This window comes from Agrobacterium tumefaciens (genome assembly GCF_009649785.1).
GTDB lineage: Bacteria > Pseudomonadota > Alphaproteobacteria > Rhizobiales > Rhizobiaceae > Agrobacterium > Agrobacterium tumefaciens.
The window spans coordinates 17,550-35,941 of sequence record NZ_WJOK01000038.1 but is presented as its reverse complement, the minus strand read 5'-3'; the positions used below and the strand labels follow the sequence as shown (position 1 = coordinate 35,941).

21 protein-coding genes are annotated in these 18,392 nt (G+C 61.1%); 12 read left to right on the top strand and 9 right to left on the bottom strand.

The features are described from left to right. Positions 1–86 precede the first annotated feature (86 nt). Positions 87–1,844 carry a ParB/RepB/Spo0J family partition protein gene (locus GH784_RS25765; protein WP_153793961.1) on the top strand — a complete coding sequence of 586 codons (1,758 nt, stop codon included), beginning with the start codon at positions 87–89 and terminating at the stop codon, positions 1,842–1,844. A gap of 286 nt (positions 1,845–2,130) precedes the next feature. Here the strand turns inward: GH784_RS25765 and GH784_RS27660 are convergent, their stop codons facing one another. Beyond that, complete coding sequence (locus GH784_RS27660; protein ID WP_281406578.1) at positions 2,131–2,253, bottom strand: hypothetical protein; 123 nt, start codon at positions 2,251–2,253, stop codon at positions 2,131–2,133. A 424-nt stretch (positions 2,254–2,677) separates the two neighbouring features. Between GH784_RS27660 and GH784_RS25760 the strand changes: the two genes are divergently transcribed. Continuing rightward, positions 2,678–3,265: a hypothetical protein gene (locus tag GH784_RS25760; RefSeq protein WP_153793960.1), complete on the top strand. Its 588-nt coding sequence runs from the start codon at positions 2,678–2,680 to the stop codon at positions 3,263–3,265. 273 nt (positions 3,266–3,538) lie between these two features. Next, positions 3,539–4,462 carry an ArdC family protein gene (locus tag GH784_RS25755; protein ID WP_153793959.1) on the top strand — a complete coding sequence of 308 codons (924 nt, stop codon included), beginning with the start codon at positions 3,539–3,541 and terminating at the stop codon, positions 4,460–4,462. Between the two features lie 3 nt (positions 4,463–4,465). On the opposite strand, the gene GH784_RS25750 is transcribed toward GH784_RS25755, so the two are convergent. After that, entirely contained in the window at positions 4,466–4,654 is a 189-nt protein-coding gene (locus tag GH784_RS25750) for a hypothetical protein (protein ID WP_003585014.1), read from the bottom strand. Positions 4,655–5,111: 457 nt separating this feature from the next. Here GH784_RS25750 and GH784_RS25745 point away from each other — a divergent pair, with 457 nt between their 5' ends. Beyond that, positions 5,112–5,420, top strand: a complete 309-nt coding sequence (locus GH784_RS25745) for a DUF736 domain-containing protein (protein ID WP_153793958.1) — start codon at positions 5,112–5,114, stop codon at positions 5,418–5,420. A 317-nt stretch (positions 5,421–5,737) separates the two neighbouring features. Next, a complete protein-coding gene (locus GH784_RS27245) occupies positions 5,738–5,908 on the top strand; it encodes a hypothetical protein (RefSeq protein WP_194843009.1) in 171 nt (56 codons plus the stop codon). A 102-nt stretch (positions 5,909–6,010) separates the two neighbouring features. Here the strand turns inward: GH784_RS27245 and GH784_RS25740 are convergent, their stop codons facing one another. Then, positions 6,011–7,042: an alcohol dehydrogenase catalytic domain-containing protein gene (locus GH784_RS25740; protein WP_210251797.1), complete on the bottom strand. Its 1,032-nt coding sequence runs from the start codon at positions 7,040–7,042 to the stop codon at positions 6,011–6,013. Positions 7,043–7,188: 146 nt separating this feature from the next. Between GH784_RS25740 and GH784_RS25735 the strand changes: the two genes are divergently transcribed. From GH784_RS25735 to GH784_RS27240, 3 genes are all read left to right on the top strand, one after another. After that, positions 7,189–8,130, top strand: coding sequence for a LysR family transcriptional regulator (locus tag GH784_RS25735; RefSeq protein ID WP_153793957.1), 942 nt, complete (start codon positions 7,189–7,191; stop codon positions 8,128–8,130). A gap of 21 nt (positions 8,131–8,151) precedes the next feature. Next, positions 8,152–8,277, top strand: coding sequence for a hypothetical protein (locus tag GH784_RS27655; protein WP_281406577.1), 126 nt, complete (start codon positions 8,152–8,154; stop codon positions 8,275–8,277). 265 nt (positions 8,278–8,542) lie between these two features. After that, a complete protein-coding gene (locus GH784_RS27240; protein WP_194843008.1) occupies positions 8,543–8,716 on the top strand; it encodes a hypothetical protein in 174 nt (57 codons plus the stop codon). 34 nt (positions 8,717–8,750) lie between these two features. Here GH784_RS27240 and GH784_RS25730 read toward each other — a convergent pair whose 3' ends face one another. From GH784_RS25730 to traC, 6 genes are all read right to left on the bottom strand, one after another. Beyond that, positions 8,751–9,185, bottom strand: coding sequence for a thermonuclease family protein (locus GH784_RS25730; RefSeq protein WP_153793956.1), 435 nt, complete (start codon positions 9,183–9,185; stop codon positions 8,751–8,753). 133 nt (positions 9,186–9,318) lie between these two features. Next, complete coding sequence (locus GH784_RS27705; RefSeq protein WP_323131497.1) at positions 9,319–9,834, bottom strand: WGR domain-containing protein; 516 nt, start codon at positions 9,832–9,834, stop codon at positions 9,319–9,321. Continuing rightward, on the bottom strand, positions 9,800–9,997 hold the full coding sequence (locus GH784_RS25720) for a hypothetical protein (RefSeq protein ID WP_153793955.1): 198 nt from the start codon (positions 9,995–9,997) through the stop codon (positions 9,800–9,802). The genes GH784_RS27705 and GH784_RS25720 overlap by 35 nt, the downstream gene beginning before the upstream one ends. A 15-nt stretch (positions 9,998–10,012) precedes the next feature. Next, entirely contained in the window at positions 10,013–11,956 is a 1,944-nt protein-coding gene (gene traG / locus GH784_RS25715) for a Ti-type conjugative transfer system protein TraG (RefSeq protein WP_153793954.1), read from the bottom strand. Continuing rightward, positions 11,943–12,158: a type IV conjugative transfer system coupling protein TraD gene (gene traD / locus GH784_RS25710; protein ID WP_194843010.1), complete on the bottom strand. Its 216-nt coding sequence runs from the start codon at positions 12,156–12,158 to the stop codon at positions 11,943–11,945. Before traD ends, traG begins: the two co-directional genes overlap by 14 nt. Positions 12,159–12,162: 4 nt before the next feature. Next, on the bottom strand, positions 12,163–12,459 hold the full coding sequence (gene traC, locus GH784_RS25705; protein WP_153793952.1) for a conjugal transfer protein TraC: 297 nt from the start codon (positions 12,457–12,459) through the stop codon (positions 12,163–12,165). A gap of 251 nt (positions 12,460–12,710) precedes the next feature. On the opposite strand from traC, the gene traA reads away from it, so the two are divergent. From traA to GH784_RS25685, 4 genes are read left to right on the top strand one after another with little or no spacing between them, the layout of a single operon-like run. Next, positions 12,711–16,013, top strand: a complete 3,303-nt coding sequence (traA, locus tag GH784_RS25700) for a Ti-type conjugative transfer relaxase TraA (RefSeq protein ID WP_323131496.1) — start codon at positions 12,711–12,713, stop codon at positions 16,011–16,013. Continuing rightward, a complete protein-coding gene (traF, locus tag GH784_RS25695) occupies positions 16,010–16,540 on the top strand; it encodes a conjugative transfer signal peptidase TraF (RefSeq protein ID WP_111788978.1) in 531 nt (176 codons plus the stop codon). The genes traA and traF overlap by 4 nt, the downstream gene beginning before the upstream one ends. Positions 16,541–16,577: 37 nt before the next feature. Then, positions 16,578–17,756, top strand: a complete 1,179-nt coding sequence (locus tag GH784_RS25690; protein WP_246670498.1) for a conjugal transfer protein TraB — start codon at positions 16,578–16,580, stop codon at positions 17,754–17,756. Between the two features lie 12 nt (positions 17,757–17,768). Continuing rightward, positions 17,769–18,392: a TraH family protein gene (locus GH784_RS25685; RefSeq protein WP_111788980.1), complete on the top strand. Its 624-nt coding sequence runs from the start codon at positions 17,769–17,771 to the stop codon at positions 18,390–18,392.

The window sequence follows — 18,392 nt, the reverse complement described above, 5'->3', positions numbered from 1 at the left end:
CGGTCCGGGAGGTGTCTTCGAGAAACGATGAAGACAGGAAGGGCTGGCAAGGCGCCGGTCCGGAACCTCCCGAAAGGAACGACATCATGCAGATCATGAAGGTTGACCCGCGCGCGCTCAAGGAAAACCCCGACCGGATGCGCCAGACGAAGTCGTCGCCGCAGGCGGATGCGCTGATGCTGGCGACGATCAAGGCCGTCGGCATCGTCCAGCCGCCGGTGGTTGCCCCCGAGAGCGATGGCGGAAATGGCTATATCATCGACGCAGGTCATCGCCGTGTGCGACTGGCCATCGCCGCCGGCCTGGAAGAAATCGAAATCCTCGTCGCGGACGCCGCCAACGACAACGGTGCCATGCGCTCGATGGTCGAGAACTCGGTTCGCGAGGCGCTCAACCCGGTCGATCAGTGGCGGGGCATCGAACGTCTCGTTGCTCTCGGCTGGACCGAGGAAGCGATTGCGGTCGCCCTCGCGCTTCCCGTGCGCCAGATCCGCAAGCTGCGTCTGCTCGCAAATGTCCTTCCCGCGATGCTCGAGCAGATGGCGCTGGGCGACATGCCGTCCGAGCAGCAGCTGAGGATCATCGCCGCGGCTGGTCAGGCGGACCAGAAAGAAGTCTGGAAGGCGCATAAGCCGAAGAAGGGTGACACCGCTCCTTGGTGGCAGATCTCCAATGCACTGACCAAGAAGCGCATGTACGCCCGGGATGCGAGCTTTGGCGACGATCTGGCCCAGGCTTATGGCATCGAGTGGGTCGAAGACCTCTTCGCGCCGGCCGATCAGGACGGTCGCTACACCACCAATGTCGAGGGCTTCCTCGGCGCCCAGCATGAGTGGATGACCGCCAACCTGCCGAAGCGAGGGGCCATCGTCGAGGTCAACAGCTGGGGCCAGCCCGAGTTGCCGAAGAAGGCGTCCCAGGTCTACGGCAAGGCGTCCAAGTCCGATCACGCGGCGCTTTACCTAGATCGCGACGGCAAGGTGCAGACAGTGCATTACCGCATGCCCGAGGCGTTCAAGCCGAAGGGCGCGGATGGTGATGGATCTGCCTTGGGCAGCGATGAGGGCGACGCGATTGCCTCGCCGAAGGTTCGCCCTGATGTGACCCAGAAGGGCCATGACATGATCGGCGATTTCCGCACCGATGCGCTTCACGATGCTCTTGGCCGCGCGCCGATTGAAGACGACATGCTAATGGCACTCCTGGTGCTGGCCTTCGCCGGGCAGAACGTCCGCGTTGATTCCGGTGGGGATGGGACGTTTTATGGCGGCAAGCGCTTCTCGCGCCATGCCGTCGCCTTGTTCGACGAGCACGGCAAGCTCGCCTTCGACCAGGACACGCTTCGGGTCGCCGTTCGCTCGGTGCTGATCGATGTTCTGTCGTGCCGCCGCGGCATGTCGAACAGCGGCATGGTCTCCCGCATTGCCGGCGAGGCGATCGGCGCCGACGGATACCTGCCGAACATGGGTTCGGACGAGTTCCTGTTGTGCCTGTCGCGCCAGGCACTGGAAGCATCGTGCGCCGAGGTGTCTATCCAGCCTCGGCCCAAGGTTCGTGAAACCCGTGCAGCGCTCGTCGAGCACTTCGCGAACGAGCACTTCGTCCATGCTTTGGCGCGCTTCGCACCGCCAGCCGACGAGTTGCTCGATTGGATCCGGACGAGCGCAGCTGCGGGTATACTCGGCGCGGCCTCGCAAGACGACGGTGACGATCATGGTGACGACCCAGCCGAGGATCAAGAAGGACACTTCGACGGCGCTGCGGGTGAGGACGATCTGCAGGATGCAGTTCTTTCGAACCACGAAGAGGACGACGCCGGCTTCGACCAGAGGGACGCAGCGTGACCGCAGTCTCCCAGTCGAACATGGCAACACCCACCCCCGATTTCTCGGGGGTGGAGTTTGCCACCGGTGCGGACGGTTTATCCGTCGACGCGCCGGCCTCCTTCATCAACTGGCGAAGCTCGGGGGATCGGCGATGATCAGCGTCCGCGCTTCGAAACCGCTGGCAAAAGCAATCGTCGCCCGGCGAGAGATCCAGCGGCATCTGGAATGTCTGACCCGCCAAATCACAGCGCGCGCGGGAAGGCAGGCGACGACAGTAAAAGCCCGGAGCAGGGCGCGTCGCCGATCAGGTCAACGTATCTGCCATCAGGAGCTTGTCGACCGCCTCACCTTCGAGCGTTGGGTCGAACTCGATATGATCCACCGCAGGCTGGCGACGCAAGAGAGTGACATCGGTGAACTGAGCCATTGCGATAAGCGACCTCTGCATCATCCAGCGACATAGGCAGACGCGCGAGAGTGTGGTGATAGCGATGGGCTTACCTCCTCGGATGTCATCGGCATGGGCGGGCTTGGCGATGTCTGTTCCTCCCCGCCAGAGACAGATATCGGACCCGTGCTGGACTGCCCTTCTTGTTCGCTGCGGTCTGAACCAGCGGCCGGGCGTTTCAAGGCCGCTGTCGCGCCGCGGGGCGGCCGACCCAGCCTCTCTGCGCGAGAACAGGCTCGCGGTCCCAAGCAGGTCGAAACCTGCCGGCCCGCAAACCTGCCCTGCTGGTTCAGCGGGATCGGACCTATGAAGCCGCCCGTCCTTTGCCGGTTCTGGTCGTCCGCATCGAAGGGCAGACCGGCACGGGCCGGAACCGCTTCGCCAGCCAAGGAAGGAACAGTTTATGGCCAAGCCCGCAACTCCCAACCGCTCTAACGCACGGGTATCGCAGCTCCGCAAAGGAGCAACCCTCGAAATGGTCCGCCTCACATGCCCCGATGCGGCCCAGGCGCTCAAGATCGCCGAAAGCTTCGGCAGCACGGTCGTCGACAGCGATGGCATCCGCAGCCTGCACGAGCGGCTGATCATCGAGACCGCCGACAGCCTCTCAGAAGGGCTCGGCGAGAAGGCCATGCAGATCCATCTCCAGCGTATCGTCGGGGCCTTCGTCGGATCCGCTCACGGCGCCGGGCAGTTCTACTCCCGCGCCGTCACCGAAGCGCGCGACGCAACTGCCAAGGCATCCAACGATGCCCGAGATGAAGATCTCGATGGTCCGGTCGGCTACGACAGCGCCGCCCAGCGCAAGCGGGAATTCGCGGCCGACATGGGTATCCAGTCCCACGCGCTGCGCATGGCAGCCGAGGGTGCGGTGGCCGCCTACGGACAGGTTGTCGGCGAGACCTGGAAGCCATTCGACCGGCCGGTCGAAAACCCGGGTGCATCGCTCGACCGCAAGGCGGCCGAGGTTCAGATGGCCGCTTTCGGATGACGCACTTGGCGGGGTCGCACCCCGCCCTCTTTTCCTGGTCCAAGGTCGGTGCCCACAGCGCCGGCCTTTTTTCATGTCGAAAGGAAAACTGGAAACGCGCCTATTGCGGCCCGTCTCGCTCGGCGGTCCTGCAGGAGCCGGGCGCCCATGCAACGGCTTTGCCGTCCTCCGCGCTGTTGCGGCCTTCGGTGCATGGCCACCCTATCGGCCCCTGACTTCGGCCCTCCGTGACGGACCGCGATCGGCGCGGTTCATGAAAAGGAGAGAGAAGTCATGACAATGAAATCAGAAGCGGGCCGCGCGGACATCTACACCCGTATTACCGATCGGATCGTCGAGGATCTGGAAAAAGGCGTCCGCCCCTGGATGAGACCGTGGAGTGCCGCCAACACCGATGGTCGTATCTCGCGGCCGCTGCGCCACAACGGTCTACCATATTCGGGCGTGAACGTTTTGCTCCTGTGGTCGGAGCAGATGTCGCGTGGCTTCGCCTCATCGATGTGGATGACGTTCAAGCAGGCCCTCGAACTTGGCGGGGCGGTGCGCAAGGGCGAGGCCGGCTCGACCGTCGTGTTCGCCAGCCGCTTCACCAGGTCCGAGGCGGACGGGAACGGTAATGAGGTCGATCGAGAGATCCCCTTCCTGAAGGCCTATTCAGTGTTCAATGTCGAGCAAATCGACGGTTTGCCCGGTAGCTATTATGCACCGGCGGCCGAGGTCCTTGATCCCGTCGAGCGGATCGAGAGTGCCGATCGCTTCTTCCGCAATACGGGGGCAGTCATCCGGCACGGCGGTAATCAGGCCTATTATTCTCCGGTCATGGACTACATCCAGATGCCGCCCTTCGAGGCGTTTCGCGATGCTGCCGGATACGCGGCCGTCCTTAGTCATGAAGCAACCCACTGGACGGCGGTGGAGCATCGCGTCGGACGTGACCTGTCGCGTTACGCCAAGGACCGGACGGAGCGGGCGCGGGAAGAACTCGTTGCCGAACTCGGCAGTTGCTTCCTCTGCGCCGATCTCGGTATCGCGCCGGAGCTCGAGCCGAGGCCGGATCATGCATCTTACCTGCAGTCGTGGCTATCGGTGCTGGCCAACGACAAGCGGGCCATCTTCCAAGCGGCAGCCCATGCGCAGCGCGCCGTGAGTTTCCTGCATTCCCTACAGCCGGAAACGGCTGTGCAAGCTGCGGCCTGAGGGTTAGGCGCGGTCGTCGCCACCGGCGGTGGCCGCGTGGTCCATATCCCGCTGCTCGCCATTTCGTTGATCTTGGAGACCTTGTGCGATGTCAGCGTCCAGCCTTCCCCAGATCGACGGTTTTGCAGTGTCGGGCTTGGGCTTACGGGACGGTTTACGTTCGACGATGAACGGCTTTGTCTGCTGACGCATTGATCCTCCAGGTGGCGATTCGCAGGCACCACGTTATCGCACCGGAGGCAGTCAGCAAGCGGGCTAGCGTTGGCGGGAGCGCTTGTCCCCTGATGAAGCAAGCAAAGACGGCGATCGAAGTTGGGCTTAGCGCACAATGCCATTTGTGCCCAGGGCGAATGCAGCGGAAGCCATTGCGTATCCCTTCCCGTCAGAGTTTCCGGCAACCCACCTGCGAGCTCGATGAGGCATGTCTGACCGGAGACCGGCTGCGCCTCGATCGTTTTCCCGCAACGGCAGCCTCAGATTTCTTACCCCGGAAGGCTGCGCCCTCCTCCTCTCCCACTAACAAATCTGCGACTTGCCGCCCTCCATTTCATTACGGCCCGAATGGGTGCGGTCCGATCGTCACCGGTCTGTTCGACAGCCATCGAGGCCGCGATGGGCGCGGCCCGAACTAAAGAAAAGGAATACGACAATGGCAACCATCGGTACTTTCACCTCCACCGAAAACGGCTTCACCGGCTCCATCCGCACTCTCGCCCTCAACGTCAACGCCCGCATCGCCCGGGTCGAGAACCCTTCCGACAAGGGCCCGCAGTTCCGGGTCTACGCGGGTAGCGTGGAACTTGGCGCGGCCTGGCAGAAGACCTCCGGTGAGGGCCGCGACTACCTCTCGGTCAAGCTCGACGATCCGAGCTTCCCCGCCCCGATCTACGCAACGCTCGCCGAGGTCGAAGGCGAGGATGGTCTCCAGCTCATCTGGTCCCGTCCGAACCGGGACTGATTGATACCACGAGGCTCCGCCGCTGGCGGAGCCTTTTCCTATGCCCGGCAACTAAAGCCGGACCAGGCATCGAGCCAGGTCCGGCTTTTTTGGTGCAATACCGAGAGGAGGAAAACCTGCTCAGTGCCCGGTGATGATGCCGACGGGCCCACCGTCGTCAAGGATGAGCGGTGCCCCCAATTTCGAAATGGCAGCGAAGCCGCCAACACGAAATCGGCTCCCCCCACTCTCCGGCGCTGCCGGTCGCTTTCGCGATCCCTGACAACGTCGTTCCCTATCCGGCGCCGCTGATCGTCTTTCACATAGGAGATCAGACGATGACCTACGAACTCGAATCCCAGATCGAAGAACTTCGCGCCGAATTGCGGAATGCCGTTTATCGAGACGAGCGTCAGTGGATCCTTAACGAGCTTGCAATGGCAGAAACGCAGCTTGCAGAGAAAGAGGCCGTGTTTGACGCGCAGCTGATGGCCGAACCGCCCCACTAGGGCGGTTAGCATTCTGACTAATACGCCGATTGTCACACATATCGAGTTTGAATAAGTGTGACCTCGATAAGACCCGCTCACCGCAGTCACTCCCACACGTGCTCAAGAGCCGTGCGGAAGAAACACACCACGGAACCGCATCTTCCCGGTGGATAGCCGCTCATATGCCTCGGTTGCCTGCTCGAGGGCGAAGGTCTCGACAATCGGCTTGACCTTGCCCTTGGCGGCGAGATCGAGGATTTCGGCGAGATAGTGCTGTCCGCCATGCGTGGACCCAACCACGCGTTGGCGCATCATGTGGAACGGCTTGCCGTCGGACGGGATCGAGAACGGCTTGCTGAAGTCGAGCCCGCAAAGAACGATGCGCCCGTCAGGCCTCACGCCCGCCATCGCTTTTTCGGCGGTGTCGAAGTCGTTGGTCGTAACCAGAAGAACGTCCGCACCGCCGGCCTCCAATAACTCTTTGCCATCGGCGACGACGATGTCTGCACCAAGATCGGTGGCCAACTTGTGCTTGTCGGGTGAATGCGTGATCGCGATGGTCTCAAACCCCAAGGCTTTGGAGAACTGCACGGCGACGTGCCCCAGCCCGCCGATGCCAAGTACCGCAATTCTGTCACCAGGTCTGGGCTCGGCGTCGCGCAAGCCGCTCCAGGTCGTGTAGCCTGCGCACATCATGGGTGCGGCATCCGTGTAGTCGAGCCCGTCGGGTAATAACACTGTGCCTTCAGCAGAGATCGCGATGTACTCTGCGTGCCCGCCTTGCGTCGCGAACCCGGTTGTCCTGGGTGAATCGCAGTTCATGGCTGTCTGGCCGGTCAACGGACGGTTCTGGCGGCAGTAGGAGCATCGTCCACAAGAGGACTGCACCCAAGTGGTGCCGACCCGGTCTCCCACTTTGCGCGTATGAACGCCCGCGCCGACTTCAACGATCTCGCCGACCACTTCGTGACCTGGGGTCTGTGGATAGATGTCGCCACCGGCACCCTTCGTCGCCCATACATCCGTGAAGCACATGCCGGACGCGTGGACTTTTACGAGGACGAGCCCCGGTTCTGCTTTGGGTACCGGGACCTCCTGAACCTCCCAAGGCTTATTCGCGCCGGTCATGACAACAGCTTTCATCTTCATCATTTTTTCCTCTCTTCTACGTGCCGCTGGTGGGTTGGCGATCTGGAACTAAAAGCGACCAAGAGGTCGCGTGAAGCCAGGGATACTGCGCCCTACGCTAACGATATGACTCGTTGACTATCTAAACAATCTGATCAATTCTTGATGTCATGATGAAAGCAATTCACCAATCTAAGGGCAACGATCTGGCGGCGTTCGCCTCATTCCTGGCCGTCGCGACCCATCGCAGTTTTCGCAGCGCCGCGAACGAACTCAACATGACACCCTCGGCGATCAGCCATTCGATCAAGGTTCTCGAAGAGCGGTTGAACGTTCGCCTGTTTAATCGAACGACCCGCAGCGTCTCGCTGACGGAGGCGGGAGAACGCCTTGCCTCAAAACTGAGGCCGGCGATGGCCTCAATCGAAGAAGCCGTGCAAGAGTTGGAGGGGAGCGGTCCCGTCCCAAGTGGCACGGTGCGGATCAATGCCAGCGAAGGGGCTATCCGCTTAGTATTGCGACCGGTGCTTGCACGCTTCCTGCGTGAGCATCCTCAGGTCCATCTCGACGTAGTCAGTGATGGCAGGCTCAGCGATATTGTTGCCGAGGGTTTCGATGCCGGTATCCGGTTAGCGGAGGCAGTACCAAAAGATATGGTGGCGATCCCGGTCATGGGCGATGTGCGCTTCGCCGCTATTGCGTCACCTGAGTACTTCGAGCGCTGCGGATTTCCAGTTGTGCCGCAGGATTTACTTAGCCACGATTGCATCCGCTTCCGGTTTGACAGTGGCGCAATCTATAGATGGGAATTTGAGCGCCAAGGCGTTGTGGAAAGAATAAACGTATCCGGGCCTCTTACCCTGAGTGAACAGCCGTTGATGGTCGAGGCCGCGATAGATGGGATAGGCATCGCCTTCGTGCCGGACCATCTTGCGAAAGATGCACTGGAAGACGGTCGTCTCAAGCGAGTGCTGGAAGAATGGTGTCCAGCGTTTCCGGGACTGTGTCTTTATTACTCGGGGCGTCGCCACGTATCATCCGGCCTGAGAGCGCTAATCAACATGCTGACTCACCGCCCTATGATACCGAGATCGGTATCGACGCCTTACTGACTGTCAGGATAACGCGCCTAATTGCAAAATGCTGTCGATCCTGGCGAGCGCCACCAGATCGAAACTGAGCTCGATCTCGCAAAGGCGGAACTGACGCTGGCGATTGCCGAGATGGATGGCAGCGGCGATGCGGAGCCACCGTTCTGACGAGCGGTGTCAAATCACGTCGTGTGCCCTCAAGCGCTCCCGAAACTCTCCTGTAGTTCTCATTTCATCGACATCAGGGATCGTGCGTCCCGAACGTCTGGCCGCAACCTGATGACGCCAGAATTTTCCCCGCCTGCGGCTCCTCGCGCATCAAAATTCAGTCGCCATCAGGTCCTCCGCTTCGCTCCGGCCCTATGGGTGCAGCCCTCCTTGAAGGTTCGCTTTTTCATCCCCGCAATGAAACGCAATCAACAGGAGATCCATTATGCAACAGCTCGCAAAATTCCTCAGCGCCACCGGCCGCCGTCTTCGCGCCCTCGGCAAGGTCGTCAGTCACCTCTTCCGCAAGGGTAAGCTCGGTCTGAAAATCGCCATCAAGATCCCATTCTTCGCCGACGTCGAGCTCAACATCGAGACCGAATGGGAACGGCGCGATTGAGCGCCAACAGGCTCGGCCTTAACTGGCCGAGCCCTTAGCACCAGGGTTCGCGACGACCTGTCCAGGTCCTGGCAAGTCCTTCCGAGACCAGAATATCACCGATGCTATGCCCATCTCGCATGAGAACCCGCAGCGCCCGACCATATCGATCCTTGTCACGATCCGACCAAGCTCGTACCTCGAATGGACCTTGGTTGACCAGTTCGATCAATCGCTCGGTCGCTCGGTTTCCCAGAGCAAGTTCCGAGGCGCATTTTGGCTCGCTGATCTCAGGCGCATCAATGTCGGCGACCCGGACTTTCGTGCCATCGATCCACAGCGTGTCGCCATCGATGACGCAGGCGATCCGATGGCCGCCGGTGCATTTCACAAACATTGTCACATCCATGTTAGGTGCGGCCAGTGTTTTCGACGCAGCACTGGCCATGAGGGCGTTGGTGCTCATGATGCCGAACAGGATGGCGGGCATAGTGAGGTTGCGCCGACTTCCTTTTTTCCCTAAGAAAAGCCGGGGACCATGTGAATATGTCAAACGTCGAAAGCTCGTGTGTCATGTGGTCGATCTATGGATTCCGGCCGGTGGCTGCAGAGGATCGATGACCTCAATGACGGAGTCTCGAAGGGGGTACCCGATACCCGCGGCGTCGCTTCTGGCGGAGAAGATCGAGAAAGGTAGCTACAGCGTCTTGCTCTCTGGCAAAATGCTGGACTTTCATCTGGCCCTGCGCTCCAATCCGGCCCCAGCGCCGTGTCAAACAGACCTCGCCGAACAGATCGGGCTCAATCGTTATTGCATAGAAGCGCGCCATGTTGCGAGCTTTGTCCGTGCGTTCGATATAGAGCCGGTAAGGTTGAGTGAGCATGGCAGCATAATCGTTCGCTCCACAACGTTCGTCCAACGAGAGATTTGAATCGATTTCGTCTGACCGATTCATTTTTGTGAAGTTCCGTTGGCAGTTACGGGCGGTCCGCCTGCGGCGTTCAGCTCTATCCGCCAAAGCGAACGAAGCCCGGAGGTCTTCGCCCATTCGGGTTACGATCTTCCCCCGAACGCCAAACGCGATCAGTGCGAACGGACGCCGATCAATAACCGAGGAAGCTGAGGACATCGCCGCCATAAAATTCTCCGCAATGGTCGGGATGACCTATAACTTCCCCACTGTCCTTGTCGATGAGCGCGCCGTCGGCTTCGCGTAACACCGCCGTGATGTGGTGCTTGCGGCATTCCTCGGTCGCCTCGTCCGCCGTAACCTGTGCTTCGCATGCTTCCCAATATCTCATCGTTGGGTCCTCGATCTATTGCACAGCCGGCTCGTGCGTGCCGGAAGCATTCTGGTGAAACCTGTTCTCGCCGACGCAGGCCATCATGTCCTCGCGGCGGAACCAGACGGCGCGCCCGCACCGAAGGGGTGCATTGCCTGCGGTGAAGACGATCTGCTCGTCACTGCGCATGCGCAACACTTCATGCGGCAGGATCAGCGGCCGGCGGTTGAGCTGCTTTGATCGAGATCGTGTCGATCCCTTCATTCCGGACGAGCGATTGGTTTGGTCGACCTCGACCGTGGTGTCGCCGCAGCGCTTCGAGATGTAGTCAGCCGTATCGGGATCGTTGATGGCTGCGAACGAAATCCAGGACGCGGACTCGAACCACTTGCTCGTCGCATCCCGCCCGCCATAAGCCTCGCGCATCTGGCCGAGTGACTGGAAGATCATCGTCAGCGTGATCCCGTATTTGCGCCCGGCGTCCCGGGCGGTCTCAAGGATGCGGAGGTAGCCGAGACGCGCCACCTCGTCGAGCAGGAAAAGGGTGCGATCCTTCACGTTGCCGTTGCGATTATAGACTGCGTTGAGCAGCGAGCCGATGACGACGCGGGCAAGGCCCGGATGAGCTTCCAGCACCTTGAGATCGAGCGCGATAAAGATGTCGGTTCCGCCATCGGCAAGATCGCCGGTGGAGAAGCTGTCGCCGGAGACAAGGCCGGCATAGTTCGGGTAGGAGAGCCAATGGGTTTCCTTCACTGCATTGGCATAGACACCGGAAAACGTCTCCGGCGTCATGTTGACGAAGACCGCGACATTCTCCTTCACAAAGTCGGAGTCCGACTGCTCGTAGATCTTCGTCAGGCGGGCCCGAAGCTGCGGCTCCGGCTCGGAGAGATTGGCCCGGACACGGCGCAGCGTTTGGTCTTTTTCGTCCGTATGGCCGGACAGACAAACGTCGGCGATGAGTGCGGTCAGAAGCTGCATGGCGGAAGCCCGGAAGAAGTCATCACGAGCCGATGCGGTGCGCGCGTTGTCGGTCATGATCCAGGTGGCGACGGCAACAATATCCTCTTCCTTCGTATTGCCATGACGGCCGATCCAGTCGAGAGCATTGAAGCCGACACCCGATGCGGTGGTATCCAGCACGATCACTTTGCGTCCGGCCTTACGCCGATGCTCGATCACCATCGGCGCGACCTCGCTTGACGGATCCAGTACGACGAGTCCGCCGCCCCATTTGAGCGCGGTCGGGATGGTCACCGACGTCGTCTTGAAACCGCCGGAGCCGGCAAAGACGATCCCGTGCGACGAGCCGAAGGAGCCGTCGAAGCAGAGCAGCGGCGACTTGCCGCCGGCGCCCCAGCTTTGCGGTTCATCGGAGCGGAACGGCATTGTGGCAACACTGTCGCGATCGACGCGATAACGTTCACCGATGACGATACCGCCGGCTTCTGAAAACAGTTTTGCGGCTTCGGGCAGTTTCATCCAGTCGGCCTCGCCATGGACAGCGCGCTTGCCGGCGATGCGGCGCGGCCCGGACGCCGCGAATGCAGCATTGCCTTTCATCGCAACATGTAAGGCGAACATACCGCTAAAGATTGCTGCGGCAGCACCCACCATCGTCGCCGGGTCGGAATAGGCGAGAACGGATTGACCCGCCGGCACGTTTCCAGCGATACCGGCAAGCCGGACAATCTCGCGCATCATGGCGATGACGACGGTCACGGCGTTTCCGGCAAGCACGCTTCCGCCGGCCGTCTTGATGTTCGCAGAGCCGTTGACGGCGAGCAGCGCGATGGCGCCAATCGCGGCGGCGGCGACATAGGGCAGGGCGAGCCCGGCGCGGCCCAGCGTCTGCTTCGCCTGCGCCGATGTTCCGAGTGCCGCCAGCCGAAGTTCCACGCCTGACGTCAGGATCATGGCTGCGACCATGATTGCCGCGGGCAGGATTGCCAGCAGCAGCCTATTCGCCCTCATTGCCGAAGGCCTCCGCGCCGATCGCCGCCAGGCGGTCCTTCTCCGTCTCGTCGCCCTTGATCCGCTTGGCTGCATCGATAAGCAGGCCGAGCAACAAGGAACGCTTCTCGTAGCGCAGCCCGGCCTTGACAATCAGGCCGCCGAGCTCGATTTTTTCGCGTGTGTCTTTCTTGCGCGCGTCTGATGTCATCGCTTTAGCCATGCGCTCAAGCCTCACCAGTCCCGCTCGCATCCGCGCCAGGCTTCTGCGTCGCGGCCGCCCCGCTTGCGGCTCGGCCATCACCAGCGTCCTTCTTCCCGGTCGCAGCAGGTTTTCCTCCGCGAAACCGTTTGGCGACGTCCTCGAAGGCCGCCTGAAGCTCTGCCTCATCGATCTCGAACTCTCCCAGACCGGCTTTCAGCGCGATGCGGCCGATGCGCTCGGCCTCGCGAGTCTCGGCCTGCTTCAACTGATCCTGCAATCTTGCGATCTCTTCCCTGATCTTCGATGATGGCTTCTTCATTCCGGTTGCTCCTCTGTGAGCTGGGCGTTGCACTTGCGACGCCCAGATTCTCCCGGATGCGCTGGAAAAGACATCTGCAGATCTGCAGATCGCCAAGGGCGATGCTTTTGTGAATGATCCCGCCGTTCCGAAGGAATGGCTCCAAGGGCGCAATTATACGTCGCGATGCGACGCGTTGCTTTTCTGCCCGGTGAGATCAGGCTTTACCGCCGCTCCCGATGAACTTGGTCTAACCAGGAGTGTTCTTCGCCGTGGCCATCGCCCATTTCTCAGCCAGCATCGTCAGCCGCGGCTCGGGCCGCAGCGTGGTGCTGTCTGCGGCTTACCGGCACTGCGCGAAGATGGAATTCGAGCGCGAAGCCCGCACCATCGACTACACTCGCAAGCAGGGACTCCGTCATGAGGAGTTTCTCCTGCCGGCTGATGCCCCGAAATGGGTTCGCTCGCTGATCGCCGACCGCTCGGTCTCCGGTGCGTCTGAAGCCTTCTGGAACAAGGTCGAAGCGTTTGAGAAACGTGCCGATGCGCAGCTTGCCCGTGACCTGACCATTGCACTGCCGCTGGAACTGTCGGCCGAGCAGAACATCGCCCTGGTCCGAGACTTTGTCGAGAAACACATTTTGGCGAAGGGCATGGTCGCCGACTGGGTCTATCACGACAATCCCGGCAATCCGCATATCCACCTGATGACGACATTGCGGCCACTGACCGAAGACGGGTTCGGGTCAAAGAAGGTTGCGGTCATCGGCGAGGATGGACAACCGGTCCGCACGAAATCCGGCAAGATCCTTTACGAACTCTGGGCCGGATCGACCGAGGACTTCAATGTCTTGCGCGACGGCTGGTTCGAGCGGCAAAACCATCACCTGGCGCTTGGCGGTATCGATTTGCGCATCGATGGCCGGTCCTATGAGAAGCAGGGTATCGACCTTGAGCCGACCATGCATCTCGGCGTTGGCGCCAAGGCGATCGAGCGCAAGGCGGAGAGCCAAGGCGTTCGCGCTGAGCTGGAACGGATCGAACTGAACGACGCCCGACGCGTGGAAAACACTCGACGCATTCTCAACAATCCAGCCATCGTGCTCGATCTGATCACGCGAGAGAAAAGCGTGTTTGATGAGCGCGATGTCGCCAAGGTCCTGCATCGCTATGTCGACGATCCCGCCACCTTCCAGCAGCTAATGCTGAAGATCATCCTGAACCCGGAAGTATTGCGGCTGCAGCGCGACACAATTGGGTTTGCGACCGGAGAAAAGCTGCCGGCGCGCTACTCGACGCGAGCGATGGTCCGACTTGAAGCGACGATGGCGCGGCAGGCAACGTGGCTGTCGAACCGTGAGGATACCGGCGTTTCTAGCTCCGTCCTCGACGCAACGTTCCAGCGACATGAGCGGCTGTCGGAAGAGCAGAGAACCGCCATCGGACGGATCGCCGGTCCTGCCCGGATCGCTGCGGTCGTGGGCCGTGCGGGCGCCGGCAAGACCACGATGATGAAGGCAGCGCGCGAGGCCTGGGAGCTCGCGGGATATCGCGTTGTCGGCGGTGCTCTGGCCGGCAAGGCGGCAGAGGGCCTGGAGAAAGAAGCGGGCATCGTCTCGCGCACGCTTGCCTCCTGGGAGCTGCGCTGGACCCGCGGCCGTGGCGTTCTGGACGACAAGACGATCTTCGTTATGGACGAGGCCGGCATGGTCGCCTCGAAGCAGATGGCGTTTTTTGTCGATGCCGTTGTTCGGGCAGGTGCAAAAATCGTGCTGGTTGGCGATCCCGAACAATTGCAGCCGATCGAGGCGGGTGCCGCCTTCCGCGCCATCGTGGATCGGATTGGTTACGCCGAACTCGAAACCATCTATCGTCAGCGTGAGGACTGGATGCGCAAGGCATCGCTCGATCTGGCGCGTGGCAATGTCGAGAAGGCGCTAACCGCCTATGATGCCAATGCCAGGATCACTGGCACCAGTCTGAAGGCGGAAGCGGTCGAACATCTGATCGCTGACTGGAGCCGAGAATACGATCCGTCCAAGACCATGCTGATGCTGGCGCATCTACGCCGCGATGTGGGCCTGCTGAACACCATGGCGCGCGAAAAGCTGGCTGAACGCGGTATGGTCGGTGAGGGCCACGTCTTCAAGACAGCCGATGGTGTCAGGCGGTTCGATGCCGGTGACCAGATCGTCTTCCTGAAGAACGAACGATCGCTCGGCGTCAAGAACGGCATGATCGGCCATGTCATCGAGGCGGCGCCTAATCGTGTCGTCGCCGTCATCGGTGAGGGCGACCAGCGCCGACAGGTGACGGTCGAGCAGCGATTCTACAACAATCTCGATTACGGCTACGCGACGACGATCCACAAGAGCCAGGGTGCCACAGTCGACCGCGTGAAAGTTCTGGCATCGCTCTCGCTGGATCGTCATCTGACCTATGTGGCGATGACCCGCCATCGCGAGGATCTGCAGCTCTACTACGGGACGCGGTCCTTCTCCTTCAACGGCGGCTTGGCAAAGGTTCTCGCCCGGAAAAATTCAAAGGAGACGACGCTCGATTACGAGCATGGCCAGCTCTATCGCGAGGCACTGCGCTTCGCCGAAAACCGTGGCCTGCACATCGTCCAGGTCGCGCGAACGCTGGTGCGCGACCGGCTCGACTGGACATTGCGCCAGAAGGCGAAACTTGTCGATCTCGGCCAGCGCCTTGCTGTCTTCGCTGCTCGCCTCGGCATCACGCAAACCCCAAAGACCCAAACGATGGAGGAGGTGGAACCCATGGTCGCAGGCATCAAGACATTCACTAGCTCTGTTGCCGACACGGTCGGTGACAGGCTCGGCTTTGATCCCGCCCTGAAGCGGCAATGGGAGGAGGTTTCGGCGCGCTTTGCTTACGTCTTCGCCGATCCAGAAACCGCCTTCCGCGCGATGAACTTCGATATGGTCCTCGCCGACCAACAGACAGCGAAACAGATCCTGGAGAAACTCGAGCGGGAACCGTCGTCAATCGGTCCACTCAAGGGCAAGACCGGCATTCTAGCCACCCGGTCGGAGCGCGAGGCGCGCCGTGTCGCCGAGGTCAATGTTCCGGCCCTGAAGCGGGATCTCGAGCAATATCTGAGGATGCGCGAAACGGTCACGCAGAGGCTGCAAGCGGATGAGAAGGCCCTGCGTCAGCGGGTTTCGATCGACATTCCTGCCCTGTCGACGGCGGCGCACGTGGTGTTGGAGCGGGTGCGCGATGCCATCGACCGAAACGATCTGCCATCCGCGATGGCCTATGCGCTCAGCAACCGGGAGACCAAGCTCGAAGTCGACGGCTTCAACAAGGCGGTTACCGAACGGTTCGGGGAACGCACACTGCTGGCTAACGCTGCCCGTGAGCCCTCCGGAAAAATCTTCGAAGAGCTTTCCAAGGATATGAAGCCGGAGCAAAAGGAGCAGCTGAAACACGCCTGGCCGGTCATGCGCACGGCGCAACAGCTCGCCGCTCACGAGCGCACCGTTCTATCCCTAAGACAATCCGAGGAGCAGCGTCTTACACAGCGCCAGACGCCGGTGTTGAAGCAATGAGGCGGAGGCGGGTAATGCTGTTTCTGGCTGGTGCCGCCGTCGTCATGTCGGCACTGGCGGCGACTGCGTTCGCGGGCGGCTATCGGCTGAACCTGACCCCAAGCGAGCCGCTCGGCCTCTGGCGTATCGACGAGCTTCAACGTCCGGCCTCCGTCGGCGACCTCGTGTTCTTGTGCCCACCCGCGACAGCCGTGTTCGAAGAGGCATGGCGGCGCGGATATCTGCGGCGCGGCCTGTGTCCAGGCGGAGTTGCGCCGCTGATCAAGACCGTCGCGGCCCTTCCAGGGCAGCTAGTCGACATCACTGATCACGTGCTCATTGATGGTCGCCCGGTTCCAGCATCGTCTGTGTGGCGTACGGACGGCGAGGGCAGGGCAATTCACCCCCATCCCGGCGGTGTCGTGCCGCCGCACCATCTCTTTCTTCACTCACCCTTTGCGAGTTCATATGACAGCAGATATTTTGGTCCGGTTCCGGATTCCGGTCTTCTCGGTCTGGCGCGGCAGGTCCTTACCATCGATCCGTAATTGCCGTAGCGATCATATGTCTGACCGATGGAAATCCATGCTGCTGATCATCGCGGCCATCGCCTGCGGGTGGGGCGGCTGGAGCGGCGAAGTGCTTCTTATTCCGCTCGCCATATTCTTACCTTTGCTCTGGGCGATAGCAACGTCACGCTCGATCGCGGGACTCGTCGCGGCGAGCTATTTCCTGGCCGCCTCCCGTGGATTGCCTAAGGGCGTGGCCAACTTCTATAGCGCCGATCTCTGGCCGGGCCTTTTGCTCTGGGTGGTGGCTTCCGTATCCTTTGTGATTGTCCATGCGGTGCTTTGGAAGAAACCCCGTGGCGAAGGCGTTTCCGGGAGAAAAGCAACGGATGCGGCGAGGGCGCTACGCTATCTTATAGTGATCGTGCTTACGGGGCTGCCCCCCTTCGGTATCACTGGTTGGGCGCATCCCCTGACGGCTGCCGGAGTGTTGTTTCCCGGTTGGGGATGGTGGGGGCTTGTCGCGACCGCGATCCTGTTGGGCCTCATGACCGGCCGAAGGTGGCAAATCGCGGTCGCAGTCCTGGGAGGACTTCACATTTGGTCCGCCACGAACTGGATTACTCCGAAATTAACAGCCGGCTGGGTTGCCGTCGATCTCAAACAAGGGGGGACCCTTGGCCGCGATGGCTCGCTGGCCGACCAGCGTCATCTGATCAGCACGGTGCGCAAGGCTGCCGAGGCGGGCGAGGATGTTCGTGTGGCAGTACTGCCCGAAAGTGCGCTCGGGCTCTGGACGCCGACAGTGGCGCGTGTCTGGCAGGAAGGTCTCCGTGGCTCGAACCTCACCGTCATCGCAGGTGCGGCTGTCATCGACCCACGGGGCTATGACAATGTGATGGTGGCAATCTCGGCCGACGCAGCAAACCTTCTTTATTACCAGCGCATGCCGGTCCCGGGATCGATGTGGCAACCGTCGCTGCGATGGATCGGGCCGGGCGGAGGTGCGGGGGCCAACTTCTTCGGCAATCCGGTGGTTCAGGTCGACGGGACCAGGCTCGCGCCGCTGATCTGCTACGAGCAGCTCATCGTCTGGCCGATCCTGCAATCGATGCTGCACTCACCCGACTTGATCGTCGCCGTCGGCAATGGCTGGTGGACGGAAAACACTTCGATCGTCGCCATTCAGAAAGCGAGCGCGATCGCTTGGGCTCGGCTCTTCGACCTTCCCATCATTCTTGCATTTAACACATAGGGAGGACCTGGGATGCTTGATACCGCCTTTATCCAGCAATGCGCCGATCCATCCCTCAAGCCGACAATCGTCGAGCAGTTCATCGCGAAGGCCGGATCGCACGACCCTCTCGCGATCACCGTGCGCTCTGGCAACCGGGTGGTGCTGGTGCCGAGGCCCACGACGCCAGAAGAGGCACTGGCTCTGATCCGAGATAATCTCGGCCGTAACACCGTTCGCGTGGGTATAACGCAATATCCGGCGGGAGTCGGCATCGTCGAGGCCGGTCAGTTGAAGCCGGATATGGTCGAGCCTTGTGAGAATATCCGTATGGGCACGACGCTCTTTGCCAAGGTATTTCGCATCGTTGCAAAATGGTATGGCAATCCCACAGCAAAAGAAGTGCAGCCGCAGGTCATGGACGACGCGGTCATCGCCTGGCAAACGGGTTATTTCGAAGGGGAAGCGGTGTTCCGGGCAGAGGATCCGAGTGAGGCAAAACCCGTGGAGCCACCGCAAGGTATCCCCGATGACGGCAGGGAACCTGCCGACTCCGAGAGAAACAGTAGCGAATCCGATGTCTCAGCCGAGCCCGCGTCGGATCCGAACAAAGCGAGCATTAGGATTGATTTGACGGGAATAGGAGGGAGACCATGA

Excerpts from the sequence above, each read along its gene's own strand:
- GH784_RS27660 (WP_281406578.1), bottom strand. The coding sequence starts at position 2,253 with ATGGCTCAGTTCACCGATGTCACTCTCTTGCGTCGCCAGCCTGCGGTG.
- GH784_RS25690 (WP_246670498.1), top strand. The coding sequence starts at position 16,578 with ATGCTGCTGATCATCGCGGCCATCGCCTGCGGGTGGGGCGGCTGGAGC.
- traF (WP_111788978.1), top strand. The coding sequence starts at position 16,010 with ATGAGGCGGAGGCGGGTAATGCTGTTTCTGGCTGGTGCCGCCGTCGTC.
- GH784_RS25760 (WP_153793960.1), top strand. The coding sequence starts at position 2,678 with ATGGCCAAGCCCGCAACTCCCAACCGCTCTAACGCACGGGTATCGCAG.
- traD (WP_194843010.1), bottom strand. The coding sequence starts at position 12,158 with ATGGCTAAAGCGATGACATCAGACGCGCGCAAGAAAGACACACGCGAA.
- GH784_RS25730 (WP_153793956.1), bottom strand. The coding sequence starts at position 9,185 with ATGCCCGCCATCCTGTTCGGCATCATGAGCACCAACGCCCTCATGGCC.
- GH784_RS27245 (WP_194843009.1), top strand. The coding sequence starts at position 5,738 with ATGACCTACGAACTCGAATCCCAGATCGAAGAACTTCGCGCCGAATTG.
- traC (WP_153793952.1), bottom strand. The coding sequence starts at position 12,459 with ATGAAGAAGCCATCATCGAAGATCAGGGAAGAGATCGCAAGATTGCAG.
- GH784_RS25740 (WP_210251797.1), bottom strand. The coding sequence starts at position 7,042 with ATGATGAAGATGAAAGCTGTTGTCATGACCGGCGCGAATAAGCCTTGG.
- GH784_RS27240 (WP_194843008.1), top strand. The coding sequence starts at position 8,543 with ATGCAACAGCTCGCAAAATTCCTCAGCGCCACCGGCCGCCGTCTTCGC.
- GH784_RS25750 (WP_003585014.1), bottom strand. The coding sequence starts at position 4,654 with ATGCGTCAGCAGACAAAGCCGTTCATCGTCGAACGTAAACCGTCCCGT.
- GH784_RS25755 (WP_153793959.1), top strand. The coding sequence starts at position 3,539 with ATGACAATGAAATCAGAAGCGGGCCGCGCGGACATCTACACCCGTATT.
- GH784_RS27705 (WP_323131497.1), bottom strand. The coding sequence starts at position 9,834 with ATGGCGGCGATGTCCTCAGCTTCCTCGGTTATTGATCGGCGTCCGTTC.
- GH784_RS25765 (WP_153793961.1), top strand. The coding sequence starts at position 87 with ATGCAGATCATGAAGGTTGACCCGCGCGCGCTCAAGGAAAACCCCGAC.
- GH784_RS25735 (WP_153793957.1), top strand. The coding sequence starts at position 7,189 with ATGATGAAAGCAATTCACCAATCTAAGGGCAACGATCTGGCGGCGTTC.
- GH784_RS25685 (WP_111788980.1), top strand. The coding sequence starts at position 17,769 with ATGCTTGATACCGCCTTTATCCAGCAATGCGCCGATCCATCCCTCAAG.
- GH784_RS25745 (WP_153793958.1), top strand. The coding sequence starts at position 5,112 with ATGGCAACCATCGGTACTTTCACCTCCACCGAAAACGGCTTCACCGGC.
- GH784_RS25720 (WP_153793955.1), bottom strand. The coding sequence starts at position 9,997 with ATGAGATATTGGGAAGCATGCGAAGCACAGGTTACGGCGGACGAGGCG.
- traG (WP_153793954.1), bottom strand. The coding sequence starts at position 11,956 with ATGAGGGCGAATAGGCTGCTGCTGGCAATCCTGCCCGCGGCAATCATG.